We start from the raw sequence: 12,951 nt of genomic DNA on the forward strand, positions 1-12,951 counted from the left end.
GGCTTTTCCTCCTTATCGTTACGTCTCCAATCTGCATTCTTCATTCTTCAGTCTCCAGACTAAGCTGACGGCTAGCCCGCCCAGCCTGGATGGAATAAATGTAATTTTGGCGTCTGCGCCATAGTTGCCCTGCAGTCGCTGATACACATTCCATAGGCCGCAGCCGGCATATTCACCAGCCGGGACACGAAGCTCCTTGTGCAGCTGGTTGATCTGCTCCATATTCAATCCTTTGCCGTTATCCTCCACTTCCAAGTGCACCCAGCTATCCTTGACGTAGACCCTGATTTCCACCCGGCCCGGGTATTCGACGTTCTCAAGTCCATGCACCAGCGCATTCTCCACGATCGGCTGGATGAGAAGCCGGGGGACGCGGAGCTGTGCAAGCTCCTCCGGCAGCTCGATGCTGTAGGTCAGCGTCTCATTGCGAAGCCTGAGAATTTCCAAGTGAATGCGTACGAACGCAAGCTCTTCGCCCATGCTGACTCCCTGATTGTCCATACGTGTTGTATACCGGTAATAGTCGGCCAAGTGATAGGCCATGTCGATGACTGCCCGATCCTTCCCCATCTTGGTCATGTTAATGATGAAACCCAGGCAGTTGTACAAAAAATGAGGATGAATCTGCGCCTGTAATTGCTTCAGCGTTGCATCGCGAGCAAGGATACGCGATTGCAAGTCATGCTCGATTAGATCTTGGATCTGCGTCGCCATCTCATTGAAGTTTTGCATGAGGAACGCGAATTCATTGTTTGATTTTTTCGGCAGACGGTAGGCGTAATCGCCTCGCTTGATCTGCTGCACCGCGTGCACGAGCCGTAAGATCGGCCTCTGTACGTTCCAGTACAAGGCAGTCGCGGCGGCGATACCGGATAGAAGCAAAATGAAAGATGACGCTCCAAACAGCACCCTCTGCTGCTTAATTGGCCCGATTATTTGGTCGAGCGGAACGGAATCGATGAGCTGCCAGTCAAGAAGGTTAGAATAATGATAGGTGATCAGATAAGGCCTGCCATCGAACGAATGAATCAAGAAACCGGAAGTACGGCTATTGACCCTGTCTCCCAGCTCTGCGACGATTCCATCCATCTTAAGTCCTTCTGCGGACCGGCTGGCGATGATGGCATGTCCCTCTTTGTAAAAAAACGGATTGTTGGAGTGGCCAGCCTTGTAGGTGTCGAGCAGATTCTCGAAGCTCCACTTGTACAGATTAATGCGAACGGCAACATCTAGCTCGTTCGGACGAGCCGGTTTGTAACCCGTAGTGACATAGGTTCGAGTAAAACCGGAGCCTATCCCCAAATCTTCACTGTAGCTCCACCCCAGCGAGAATCGGCCCTCAAACTCTTCAAGATCATATTCATAGGAGGGAGAAGAAGATATGCTATCGCCTTTTTGCGGAAAAAAGATCGTCATATCATTGCGCCAGTTGCCCGACGCGCTGGCCAGCGACAGCTTCTCCTGAATCAGCAGCCGGGTTTTCATGAGGGAATAATCGCTCATGTTGAGGCTGTACCGGTATTCCAGTACATTCGTGTCAACGAGCATGGGGGCGGAGACCAGATCGAATTTCTCTATGCTGGCATCCAGCTGTGCCATGAAAAGCTCCATCTGGTTTAGACTCGCCTTGATGAGCTCCTCCTGTATGACATTGATGCTCTTGTACGTTGAATAATAGTAAAGCGCCACGACAGGCGTCAGCAAAATCAGCAGCAACACAAGCAATTTCTGAAAGATGTTGAATTTGAATCGCATGTCATTTCCATCCTTGCTTCGAAATTGCACTTCACCCGATATATTACAATATATTGAAAGCGTTTACTATATCAATTCTTTGCTTAGAATACCTCAATCATGATAGACGCTATCTTTATAATTACACTCGCTAATTTTAAAGCTGCCGCCCTCCTATGACACCTAAGCAAAAAAAAGCCTGCCAAATGGTTCTGACAGACCTACTATTAGTATTTCCCAAATCCATCTTCACACGTAATATCCAATTCAAGAATATCGTATAGATTTTGTTTGGAATTCTCTAATTTTTTTTGAGCTTCTTCAATTTCTGAAATTTTCCCTTTAATAATGCGTGTTTGTTCCTCTTTTGATATTCCTTTTTTTGAAATCATGGATTTTATATCGTGAATCGAAAATCCAACAGCTAAACAATTTTTAACAGTGTTTAGATGATTAACAATTTCTAAAGCGTAATTCCGATAGTTATTCTGTTCTCTCAATATATATTCATCCGTAATAATGCCTATTTTCTCATAGTAACGGATCGTTGATATCGGAAGATCAACCATTTTTGCTACTTCACTAATTTTCAACTTAAACACCCCGTTTTTGCTCTTGCTATAAAGTATACTTCATAGTTTACAATCCTCATAGTGCAGATAAGTTGCAGTACAATTTTGAAAACAATAGATAAAGGAGAGAAATTCACATGAGCAAAATCACCAGCAAATTCCACAAAACAAACGATTTTAATCAAATCGTCTTGGAGCGCCAATCCGTTAAAGTTTACGATCCTGAAGTGAAAATCAGCCGGGAGGAAATGACCGAAATGTTGGCGAAAGCTTCCCGCGCCCCTTCTGCCATTAACATGCAGCCATGGCGTTTCCTTGTCATCGACAGTGCTGAAGGCAAAGAAAAGCTTGCACCGCTGGCCTCCTTCAACCAGACGCAAGCTCTAACCTCCTCGGCTGTCATTGCGGTATTTTACGATGCAAGCAATATTGAATATATGGACGAAATTTTCGGCAAAGCCGTGGAGCTTGGATACATGCCTCAGGATATTATGGATATGCAATTGCAACAAGCGAAGCCTTATTATGCGAGTATGGCTGCATCCGATCTGCGTGACATGAACCTGATTGACTCGGGCCTCATTTCGATGCAGCTGATGCTTGTAGCCCGTGCTCACGGATATGACACCAACCCGATGGCCGGTTATGATAAGGAGCAGATCGCTGAAGCCTTTGGCCTGGACAAGGATCGGTTCCAACCGGTCATGTTGATTTCTATAGGAAAAGCAGCCAAGGAGGGCTATCCCTCCTACCGCCTCCCGGTTGAAACGATTACGACCTGGGCCTAATCAACCGTTACACTTGGAGACTAACCTAACGATGGATGTTGTTATTCATCAATATCATTCGAGAGTAAAGCTCGGTTTCGGGTCACGTCCAAGTGATCCAAAACCGAGCTTTTTTTGTTTTAAGCGATAGATATGTGAAGCAGCGGACATCCGTTGATCAAAACTAAGGAAATGCCACTTTGATAGCGGGGCGCACGCCGTCACGAGCTAAGTTAACACGGCCATAACTGCGTATACTGCTGCGTGGGCCAATAAAATAAGCACGTGAACAACTAACCGGCTGGGTTCTCAGCCACCACCAAGAGCAGCCTAATTCCTCACCCTTCTCGATGATATAGTCAGCTTTGACGGTTTTATCATACACATATAGGTGACAGCCATCTTCCTTTTTTAGTTTGGAAAATTCCGTTCCTATTGTCCGACGTTTCACGCTTAAAGCGACTTCATCATGTTTAGAGGTCAGTTCTTTCACCTCCGAAACACTGAGCAGAAAAACCTTGTCATCCGTGTCAGCGCTCGCCTCTCCGTTGTCCGTGCAATATGCAGTCTTGATGAACCGCTTCTCGGAATCATTGAATGCAGTGATATAAAATTCATCGTTCAGCCATTTTCGCATATCAGAATCACGCCATGAGATATCGACAAATTCACCATGATACCGCCTGCAGTCCAAAATGTATTCGCTCAACAGGAACAGCTCGCTGCCTGAATTTTGCAGCACCCGCCACCTGATCGGCGTTCTGTCTGCGCCGCCCGCGGTCTGAGGATAAATGCCGAAAGTAATGATTGCGCCGGGCTCTGCGCTTCGAAACGGCGTGCAGGCAAAATTAACATTTTCCAAAAAAATCTCCAACTTTCGTTTTTAATTCAATTGTACAACGTTGATGCAATAACTAAGCTGGCTTCCTCAAACCCTTGATTTACCGCACTATGTATTTCAAAAAAACTTAACATACGTACTTTAATGTTTTACTTTAAGTAAAGACGGCAGTTCGAGAAAGTCGGCAAGCTATTCATAGCCAAAACCGGCTCACTGCACGAAGTTAGGAGTGGGCTGGCTTTTACACATAAAGAAGACCCGATGATCTAGAAAGGCATCATCGGGTTATCGCTTCCTTATTCCATTAACGTGTCCATTAGCGGAATGGAGTATAGTTGGGCAGCCATTCCTTGCAATTATCAGCACGTAATTGCAGCTCATTATACAGCATCCCGGCATGGTAACCGTCGCATATAGCATGGTGGAATTGCCCGGATAGTGGCAGCAGTATTTTGTCTTCCTGCTGAAAGTATTTCCCCATTGTAAGGATGGGGAGCAAAAAGGTCCCCTCGTTATAGATGTTCAAATTAAAGCCTGTGAAGCTAACCCAAGGAATGCTGGAAATAGGGAAAGTATTGGGCGGTTCGTTTGGTTTAGAGGCAAATTGTTTAACCTTTCCGTACTTTTTCATATCATCAAGATAACGACTGTAGAAATCATTAAAATCTTCGCCGTACAAAGTCCACATGCTTGAAAAAGTCTTGTCATCATCATGGAAAATGGTAAAGCTAGGAGACAAACGATCCCAATAGCCTAATGTCCCCTCCGAATTAAAGCATGTGCGAAATTCATGATGGCGGTTTACCACAGTAGCTATCATATGGATGAGTGCGGGATAAAGCTTTATTTCCTGACTCTTGAGTTCTTTCAGCAGCCGGGTAATATCCATATTTGCCGTCATGCTAAAGGTGCATCTGACCTTGTTTAAATAATGCTCAAAGTATGGTTTCCTACTCCAGTTATCCATAATAATCGGATTGAAGTTCATTTATTATAACCTCCTAAAATGATTGCTTTTTCGTTTTAGGAGGTTTGATCCACTGCTTTAACCATATCCTCTTCACAATCCCTTTTATTATTTTAATGCGGAGAAAAAAAAGCCGCTCTCTTTGCGACTTTTTTCATTTATGTTATCCGAAATCTTATGTCTATTCACCTAAAATCCCGACCGAGAGGGATTGCCATTATAACAAAGGAGCACCCAAGGAGTAGCCGACGATCATCAGCAGCAGCACCGTGATGTGGTTCAGCGAAAAAATGAACATCGAACGCGCCCACTTTTCCTCCGGCTTCCGACGATATCCGTCGACGCTCAGAATTAACCAGGCCAAGCTCAGGAGCGCATTCGCCACAGCGATGTACGGATTAAAGGACCAGAACATGAAGCTGCTCAGGAACAATGCAACCAGATATACATTCATCTGCACGTACGTTCTCCGAATGCCCTTGACGACCGGCAGCATCGGGATGTTAGCCGCCCGGTATTCCTCCATACGACGAATCCCGATGGCATAAAAATGTGGCATCTGCCAAATCACCATTAACAGGAACAACGCCATTGCACCAGGGTGAAAAATGTCAGGTGAGATTGCGGCCCAACCGATCAGCGGAGGCATTGCACCTGACAAGCTGCCCACCTCCGTATTATAGATGGTTCTGCGCTTCGTCCACATGGTATAAGGCACGACATAGAGGAACAGCCCCAGAAAGCCGCAGTAAGCGGCAAGCGGAGAAGAAATATACAATGCGACAAGGCCGCCTGCCGCGATCCAGATCCCCATGATCAGCCCGCTCCCGACGTCAACGATTCCGGATACAGTCGGCCGATTTTTCGTCCGTTCCATAATGGCATCGATATCGCGATCGTATAAATTATTGAAGATGCCGGCCGCTCCGATCACCAAGGCAGATCCGATCAAAGCCAACACAATGTTGCCGATCTTATCGAAGAACGATAAGTTATGAACGTACAGCGCCATGCTAAGCCCTGCGATCATCGCAATGAGATTCGACTTGATAATACCAAACTTTATCGTTTCAAAGAGCACCTTCGTAATGGAGATCGGCATTCGTTCGATACTATTTGTATTGCTTTGCATCAGCATGAGAATAACACTCCCTGTATGTGTTTTCATTTCTATAGGTTATTTCTTTAGGTTACTTCTATAGGTTACCATAAAGCTTCATTAGATGTGCCATTATTCCATCAACCCTCATGATTCTGTCAAAAACCCTTGTCGCTTTCGTGAACAACCCGTTTGCATGTCCAAGACGGCACTGTAATCAAGCTTTAGACTGACTCTTGAAATTTATGAACTAAATTCAGTTTACTCCTATAAATTGGATTTATTCACAAATAAAAAATGAGTTGAGGAAGCTAATAAGCATAGAAAAAGAGGATCGTTCAACTGGATAAAGAGGAGGTAAGAGAAAAGGGGCAGGCTGCAAGCCAATAGGAAAAAATCGAAAAATTTCATTAACTTTACCGCAGAAATGTTGGGATGAAATAGATCAAATAAGGGTAGCCCTATAAATAACTTAGGGCTACCCTTGATGAATCAACAATCATTGTAGTGACCAAATTTTAAGGTCTAATCAATACTTTGAGCGCTTTACGGTTGTCAATGGCTTGATACCCCTCCGGTACGCCATCAAATCAACCGTTACGTCAAACACGCGTCCTGGTTCGAGGGTTCCGTCCAGAATGTCCGGCAATAATTCTTCCATGTATGCACGTGTTGGTTGATAGAAGAATCCTTAAAACCCAGGAAGCCTTAAAAACAGCAGTTATTGAACTTATGTCTGAGAAAAGTTTTGACGATATTACCATTCAGGATCTTTCGGATCAAGCAAACATCAGCCGTGGAACGATATATCTTCACTATATGGATAAATACGATTTGCTGGATAAGCTCATCGAGAAGCATATTGACGAGCTCCGGGAAAGATGCGAAGCATCAGCAGATTTGGATTTTGTAACGGGGTCCGTAATATGGACGGAGTATTTTGAAACTAATTACGCATTTTTCTCCACCATGCTGGCTAGCAAAGGAGCCTCCCTCTTCCGCAGCCGTTTTCTCGAATTTCTTATTGAAGAGTTCCAAGACGAAGTCGATAACAACCATGGCAAGAATGAAGGGTTGAATAAAGAGCTTGTCGTGCAATTCGTGGCATCTTCCTATGTAGGCGTAATCGAATGGTGGTTTATGAACGAGAGACCGGTAACTTATATCGTATTAGCAGAGCAATTAGGGGCTTTATTGGAAAGAATTTGTGAGTAGGAAGCTATACATTCGTCATTAATCAAATCGGTAATAAGACCAGGTTTATTTATACAGCCCACACAAGGCGATTCCTAAAGGGTCAATTTCCCTTACTGTCCATAATGAATTATGATTCTATAAAAAGGGAAGTGACTCCTCTGCCCATGAAATTAACGAGGTCTCAGCAGTTAGCTCAAGATCATATAACAAATTACGCAAGAAGCCGCAAAAATGAGGTGGAGCAAACCATTAGGGAAATTCTTCGAATGTCCAACATCGAGCCGAAGACATTTGAAGAGGCTATCACTAAACTAAAATCTCACGCAAATGTCGCGCTACACTTTCACCCAGATAGATTAGACCCGACCATGAAAAGCGTTGCTGAAGCACTACTTGAGCAGGGAATTTATAAAAGCCAGTTTGAGACTTTCCTATCGAATGGAAGTGTATCAGCATTTTCAGGTGGTGAACGTGACGTTTGGGAGAAGAAAATGTTTGGCGGAGCGTACCAAATAAATGGCTCAACCAATAGCGAACGGCCCAAGTATGGGGCACTCAATGTCATGTTACATCCCGATGGACCTGCTCCACGTTTTGGATCATGCTATTTCCTTTTATCCACTGAGGTCTCTCATCGTTGCACTTATACTTATTTGGATTCTCACCAAGACCCCAAGGAAAAAGGGACGTATGAGGAATTTGACCTCATTTTGGCCGCTCTCATGAGGGATGCGTTCTATAGTGATTTTGCCATTGGTGAAAAAAACCTGACGGTTCAAAAGTTAATCGACCATATGCTCGTTAATCTTGAGAAACCATTCCAAAATCCATCAAATAAAGAGCCAAACCGAAATCTTAACCACTATATCGAAGCTCAGGTTCATGGTGACATTTTTCTTAAAGAAGACGTAAAGATGCTTGTTGCCGATCCATCATTTAAGGGCACCCATACAGGACGAATCTTAGAACAGATATGTTTAAAGTATTCAATCGATCTTTACTGGCACATGGGCTTTACACTTTTGGTTGATGAGGTTCCTATGAATTTTAGAGGTCCTTCGATGCCTTCACTAGCCAAAAGAATTGCGCAAAGTCATTTTATTGATGCAAATATGATTGGCTCTGCAGCTATGGACTTGAAACGAAATCCAAGCAATTGGAGCGATAGAGGAACCTATAATGAAGTTCTGCAACAATTAAAATTACTCTGGCATGTTTTAGTGAGATATGGAAAGCCAATGGAAAAGTGAATAATCTTCCGTGAAGATGGAGCAATTCTGTACCCTTATCCTTCAGTCACAAGGAGTTTGAATTGTTGGCAAGTTTCTGGAGGATCCTCTAGTTTGGAGTCTTGGCCAACCCAATTTACATTAGACACTTATATAAGTTCGTGATATAGTTTTGTTCATGAAACCTAAAAATAACCTGACTGAGTTGAACGTTAGCGACTTCGCTATGGTGTTCGAAGATTTAACGAGGATTTTCATTCGGATGCCGTCCATTGAAAAACTAAGCTTCACTACCCTTTCCGTCCTGCACACGTTGTCCCTCAAGAGCCCCATGCGGCTTACTGAGCTGACCGTTAATGAGCAAGTTACGCAGTCGGGAATCACACAATTGGTGACCCGACTTGAACGAGACGGGCTCGTCGAGCGCCGACCAGATCCAAATGATGGCCGAGTCGTTCAAGTGCATATTACCACGCTGGGGGCAAATGTTATTGATTCGCGTCGTTTGAATCGCATAACGAAGCTCTCGAAATTCAGTGAAGGGCTCACTCAAGAGGAAAAACAGGCAATTGCCTCCGCCATTCCCGCATTGAAGCGTCTGGTCGAACTGGGAACCGATTCGTAGTCGCGGTTGCATTTCCGTTGTTCATACCCGAGTGACGGACGAAACAAACGAATACAAGGAGGAACACTTATGACAACAGCTCCTTTCGTGCTTGAACCGAGTCCGATCCACGTATCAGATGAGTTACTTGCTGATCTTCAAAATCGTTTAAAGTCCACCAGATGGCCACTCGATGCCGGTAATGATGACTGGTTTTACGGTGTTAGTCGGAACTACCTTGAGAAACTTGTCGACTACTGGATTAACGAGTTTGACTGGCGCAAATCCGAGAAGGCGATCAACGCCTACCAACACTATAAAGTAAATGTTGACGGAGTTCCCGTGCACTTTATGCGTAAACCTGGCGTGGGGCCTAACCCTGTACCCTTGATTCTGTCCCATGGCTGGCCTTGGACGTTCTGGCATTGGTCCAAGGTCATTGATCCACTAGCGGACCCTGGCGCATTCGGGGGCGATCCGGCTGAAGCATTCGACGTAATCGTGCCCTCCCTTCCTGGCTTTGGATTCTCGACGCCACTGCCGAGCCATCCAGACATGAACTTTTGGAAAATTGCCGATCTCTGGCATACGCTCATGACCGATACTCTCGGCTATGCGAAATACGCGGCAGGGGGATGCGATGTAGGTGCTCTAGTGACCGGTCAACTGGGACACAAATATAGTGACGAGCTCTACGCCATACACATCGGGTCTGCTCTAAAACTGAACTTTTTCAACGGAGATCGCGGTTGGGATTTCGCCGGAGGCCGTCCCATTCCCGACAACATCCCTGAGAAAATCAAATCGCAAATTTTGGAGTTTGATCGCCGTTTCGCATCGCATCTCGCCGTTCACGTTCTTGATCCAAGCACACTCGCCTACGGTCTGAGCGACTCGCCAGTTGGAATGCTCGCATGGATCTTGGAACGATGGACCAAATGGAGTGACAATAACGGCAATGTCGAGAATGTCTTTACTAAGGACGACATCCTTACACACGCAACCATCTTCTGGGTCAACAACGCCATTGAAACCTCAATGCGCATCTATGCAAACAATAACCGCTATCCATGGACACCCGATCATAGTCGCTCGCCTGTCATTGAAGCACCAACCGGTATTACCTTTGTGGGCTACGAAAATCCGCCGGGTATCACGACCGAAAATCGCGTACCGAATTTTCTCGACAGCGATCGGGCTCTTTGGTATAAACATGTCAACATCACAGCCCACGAGCATGGTGGACACTTCATCCCCTGGGAAGTTCCGGACAAATGGGTTGACGATTTGCGCCGCACCTTCCGAGGACGTCGATAAAGGATTCAACCGAATCGAGCTTTCAATAAAGGATCGTGGTTCTTTGGTCGTTTAGGATAATTAAACAAAAAGGGTACCACCTATTAGTCATGCATAATAGGTAGAACCCTTTTTGTTATTTGATTTTATTAAGTTTAGGTTTTGATAGATCTTAGTCTAATTCTTTTGAGGCTTCTTAATCATTTCTACGCCGTCAAAGGTAAGGCTTTCAATTTCCGTTTCCTTTTTCAACATATATCTATCAAAAAACGCCTTTGTATAAGAGGTAATAATATTGCGCTGTTCCATGGCATCTCGGGTTCCTCTGGAGGCTTCATTTGTAGTAGTAAACAAGGAATCGGAGAAGTCACCATGAGTTACATTATCAATAATGGCAAAGTAGGTTTCCTGGCTGTTGGATTCAAGAAGAAATGCATTCGTATTATACGCAAGCACGGTGCCGAGCTGCATGAAGGGTTTCTTAAGGTCGCTATCCAGGGCACCTAACATATTACCGTCAAGATTTACAGCGCCGACAAATCGCTCATCGTCACGGCTAACAATTGCCGCTGTCGTTCCTCCAAAAGAATGTCCAAACACACCCATACCGATTTCAAGCTGCAATTTGCCTTTAAACATGGATTCAATGTCACCTGTATTCATTTTGTACAGACTATCTGCGACATATCTAATATCCTCGCTCTGTAAAACGGCATATTTTGCAAACTTCACTGCTTCAGGCGCCGAAGTCAATTTGCGAGCAATCTCAATCGCTTCTTCTTCCTCGAGCTTCTCTGTCACAATTTCAGGGGGAGTTAGGGAGGCCGCTTCCATTCCGTATTTCGTTAATTCGTCCATAAATTCCTCTGTCATACCAACAGTTCGTCCATCCTTGAGTTTGTACACACCACTTTCGGCATGGCCGATTGATACCACAATATAGCCGGAGCTTGCCAGGTCTTGAGAGAACAAAGTGCCTTGCTGCGGGTAAGCGCCTGCGCCATGAACAAAGAATAAAACCGGATATTGCTTTTCCTTTTCAGACAAGGCCAGATCTTCGTAAGACCATGTCTTAAAATTGGAGTCAAAAAGCTGCTCACCACCCGCTGTAGCCCCTAATCTAACCAGAAGCTCATCCCTCAATGAATGAAACTCCGGAAATGCATATTCTGCCGTTGGCTTGCCTTCACTACTGTCGGACGGATAGAAAAATAACGCCGTCAGTTCCCTTTCTGAATTGTCTGATGCTTTGTACTTGAAGTCCATCTGTGTACGCCCGACCGTATAACTTCCGACCGGTTTTGGAAATTCATCCTGTGCAGAAGTGCCGCTATTTTCCGGTTTCGGAGATTCCTCATGTGCGGAAGTACCGCTATTTTCCGGTTTCGGAAATTCCTCATGTGCGGAAGTGCCGCTATTTTTGCCGCAGGCGGAGAGCATGGTCAGTGCGAGAACAATTGCCAGTGTCGCTGTCAGTATTTTTTTCATAATTTCTCCTCCAATTTAAGTTATTGAATCGTGTTGACTTGTCCTGTGAAGAAGCATTCACCGAAGAGCATTCGACTCACTACTCTTCATATTCAGAGTCTTTTATTAATCCATGAAGGAAAAATTTATCAAAATATTTGCGAACCTTGAGTTGCATATCTTCTTCCTCAATGCCGGCCTCTCTGTAAAATAAAATCAGATTAAACTGTACAGTCGCATATATAAAGGAAATCAGGTCGTCGTCAATGTCGGGCCGGAGCTTGCCGTCGTACCTCAACCGGCGCAAACTGTCCTTGAATATGGCGATGGATTCGTCTTTGAACAGATCCAGGTATAAGTGAAGCAAGACATCCACGGGAAGATTTATTACTGTTTTAACAAACTTGACTTCCAATTCATTCAATGGCTCAGCCGTGTTGTCACGAACCATAAGTTCGTAAACGTACTCTTGACCATCGTTTTTTAAAAAATCCTTTTTTTTCTGCGAAACATTACATAACATTACATAATAAAGATCATCCTTATCCTTAAAATACCTGTAAAATGTTGCCGGATGCAGAGACAATGTTTCAAGAATCAGCTTTATCGTGACGTCTTCGTACTTGTGATCGATAAAAAGTTGCATGGCCTTATTCAGCAGCTCATCCTGCTTCTCTTTATCCAAATTAAGAAATGCCTTTTGGAACATGTGAATCACCTCTCAAATAGTTGTGAATTAATTCATATTATATTGATAAAACATTATTAAGTCAAATCAAGTCTATTTTCACTAATTGAATGCCTACTGAATAAATGCCGATTTTCTACTGGGCAGTGCCCATGGCAGCAAGACCATGAGAATTTGGTAAAGAGCGTACTGAATTTCATCGGTGTCTTTTAGGAAGCTCTTTAACACGTCGGTAGAAAGTTGATTTTGATAGTCCACTCCGATGTATGGCCCCTGTAGCCGCAAACGCTTTTTCACATCTTTTGAAACGGTAAAAATGGGCAAAAAAATACGTCTCAAAAAGCATGCTTCTTGAGACGCTTTAGTACATAAAACTTGTTCATTATATCAATTAAAACTGTCTCTCGAAATCACATTCCCCCAGCCTAGTGTCTCGGATATTTCTTCATACTCTTGTACTTATTTAGAATTTTGTAGTTGCTCCCTTAAT

The 12,951-nt window shown here is 44.3% G+C and carries 13 protein-coding genes; 5 read left to right on the forward strand and 8 right to left on the reverse strand.

The genetic code is table 11. From position 1 onward, the window contains the following. Positions 1 to 18: 18 nt before the first annotated feature. Positions 19 to 1,755 carry a cache domain-containing sensor histidine kinase gene (locus AC50X8_RS24885; protein ID WP_056033309.1) on the reverse strand — a complete coding sequence of 579 codons (1,737 nt, stop codon included), beginning with the start codon at positions 1,753 to 1,755 and terminating at the stop codon, positions 19 to 21. Between the two features lie 206 nt (positions 1,756 to 1,961). Beyond that, the gene (locus AC50X8_RS24890) at positions 1,962 to 2,327 is read right to left on the reverse strand and encodes a helix-turn-helix domain-containing protein (protein WP_494882130.1); all 366 of its coding nucleotides are present in this window, start codon (positions 2,325 to 2,327) and stop codon (positions 1,962 to 1,964) included. A gap of 116 nt (positions 2,328 to 2,443) precedes the next feature. Here AC50X8_RS24890 and AC50X8_RS24895 point away from each other — a divergent pair, with 116 nt between their 5' ends. Next, a complete protein-coding gene (locus tag AC50X8_RS24895; protein ID WP_056033306.1) occupies positions 2,444 to 3,094 on the forward strand; it encodes a nitroreductase family protein in 651 nt (216 codons plus the stop codon). A 163-nt stretch (positions 3,095 to 3,257) separates the two neighbouring features. On the opposite strand, the gene AC50X8_RS24900 is transcribed toward AC50X8_RS24895, so the two are convergent. From AC50X8_RS24900 to cyoE, 3 genes are all read right to left on the reverse strand, one after another. Next, on the reverse strand, positions 3,258 to 3,935 hold the full coding sequence (locus AC50X8_RS24900; protein ID WP_056033303.1) for a DUF6273 domain-containing protein: 678 nt from the start codon (positions 3,933 to 3,935) through the stop codon (positions 3,258 to 3,260). A gap of 295 nt (positions 3,936 to 4,230) precedes the next feature. Further along, positions 4,231 to 4,902, reverse strand: coding sequence for a type A chloramphenicol O-acetyltransferase (catA, locus tag AC50X8_RS24905; RefSeq protein WP_494882132.1), 672 nt, complete (start codon positions 4,900 to 4,902; stop codon positions 4,231 to 4,233). Between the two features lie 196 nt (positions 4,903 to 5,098). Then, positions 5,099 to 6,019, reverse strand: coding sequence for a heme o synthase (gene cyoE, locus AC50X8_RS24910; protein ID WP_494882229.1), 921 nt, complete (start codon positions 6,017 to 6,019; stop codon positions 5,099 to 5,101). Positions 6,020 to 6,712: 693 nt separating this feature from the next. On the opposite strand from cyoE, the gene AC50X8_RS24915 reads away from it, so the two are divergent. The 4 genes from AC50X8_RS24915 (at position 6,713) to AC50X8_RS24930 (ending at position 10,327) form a co-directional block, all read left to right on the forward strand. Next, positions 6,713 to 7,195, forward strand: coding sequence for a TetR/AcrR family transcriptional regulator (locus AC50X8_RS24915; RefSeq protein WP_494882231.1), 483 nt, complete (start codon positions 6,713 to 6,715; stop codon positions 7,193 to 7,195). A 146-nt stretch (positions 7,196 to 7,341) separates the two neighbouring features. Next, the gene (locus tag AC50X8_RS24920; RefSeq protein ID WP_494862755.1) at positions 7,342 to 8,427 is read left to right on the forward strand and encodes a DUF3626 domain-containing protein; all 1,086 of its coding nucleotides are present in this window, start codon (positions 7,342 to 7,344) and stop codon (positions 8,425 to 8,427) included. 184 nt (positions 8,428 to 8,611) lie between these two features. After that, positions 8,612 to 9,031: a MarR family transcriptional regulator gene (locus tag AC50X8_RS24925; RefSeq protein ID WP_494882134.1), complete on the forward strand. Its 420-nt coding sequence runs from the start codon at positions 8,612 to 8,614 to the stop codon at positions 9,029 to 9,031. 69 nt (positions 9,032 to 9,100) lie between these two features. Further along, a complete protein-coding gene (locus AC50X8_RS24930; RefSeq protein WP_494882136.1) occupies positions 9,101 to 10,327 on the forward strand; it encodes an epoxide hydrolase family protein in 1,227 nt (408 codons plus the stop codon). Between the two features lie 156 nt (positions 10,328 to 10,483). Here the strand turns inward: AC50X8_RS24930 and AC50X8_RS24935 are convergent, their stop codons facing one another. From AC50X8_RS24935 to AC50X8_RS24945, 3 genes are all read right to left on the reverse strand, one after another. Then, complete coding sequence (locus AC50X8_RS24935) at positions 10,484 to 11,794, reverse strand: alpha/beta hydrolase (RefSeq protein ID WP_494882138.1); 1,311 nt, start codon at positions 11,792 to 11,794, stop codon at positions 10,484 to 10,486. Positions 11,795 to 11,873: 79 nt separating this feature from the next. After that, entirely contained in the window at positions 11,874 to 12,482 is a 609-nt protein-coding gene (locus tag AC50X8_RS24940) for a TetR/AcrR family transcriptional regulator (RefSeq protein WP_494862760.1), read from the reverse strand. A gap of 93 nt (positions 12,483 to 12,575) precedes the next feature. Beyond that, positions 12,576 to 12,800, reverse strand: a complete 225-nt coding sequence (locus tag AC50X8_RS24945) for a hypothetical protein (protein WP_494882140.1) — start codon at positions 12,798 to 12,800, stop codon at positions 12,576 to 12,578. Between the last annotated feature and the right edge of the window lie 151 nt (positions 12,801 to 12,951).

Source organism: Paenibacillus sp. JT22N15, assembly GCF_059383755.1.

What these genes read in the sequence shown, in the direction of transcription:
- catA (WP_494882132.1), bottom strand. Translation starts at nt 4,902, where the DNA reads ATGAACTTCAATCCGATTATTATGGATAACTGGAGTAGGAAACCATAC.
- AC50X8_RS24920 (WP_494862755.1), top strand. Translation starts at nt 7,342, where the DNA reads ATGAAATTAACGAGGTCTCAGCAGTTAGCTCAAGATCATATAACAAAT.
- cyoE (WP_494882229.1), bottom strand. Translation starts at nt 6,019, where the DNA reads ATGCTGATGCAAAGCAATACAAATAGTATCGAACGAATGCCGATCTCC.
- AC50X8_RS24885 (WP_056033309.1), bottom strand. Translation starts at nt 1,755, where the DNA reads ATGCGATTCAAATTCAACATCTTTCAGAAATTGCTTGTGTTGCTGCTG.
- AC50X8_RS24895 (WP_056033306.1), top strand. Translation starts at nt 2,444, where the DNA reads ATGAGCAAAATCACCAGCAAATTCCACAAAACAAACGATTTTAATCAA.
- AC50X8_RS24930 (WP_494882136.1), top strand. Translation starts at nt 9,101, where the DNA reads ATGACAACAGCTCCTTTCGTGCTTGAACCGAGTCCGATCCACGTATCA.
- AC50X8_RS24915 (WP_494882231.1), top strand. Translation starts at nt 6,713, where the DNA reads ATGTCTGAGAAAAGTTTTGACGATATTACCATTCAGGATCTTTCGGAT.
- AC50X8_RS24935 (WP_494882138.1), bottom strand. Translation starts at nt 11,794, where the DNA reads ATGAAAAAAATACTGACAGCGACACTGGCAATTGTTCTCGCACTGACC.
- AC50X8_RS24940 (WP_494862760.1), bottom strand. Translation starts at nt 12,482, where the DNA reads ATGTTCCAAAAGGCATTTCTTAATTTGGATAAAGAGAAGCAGGATGAG.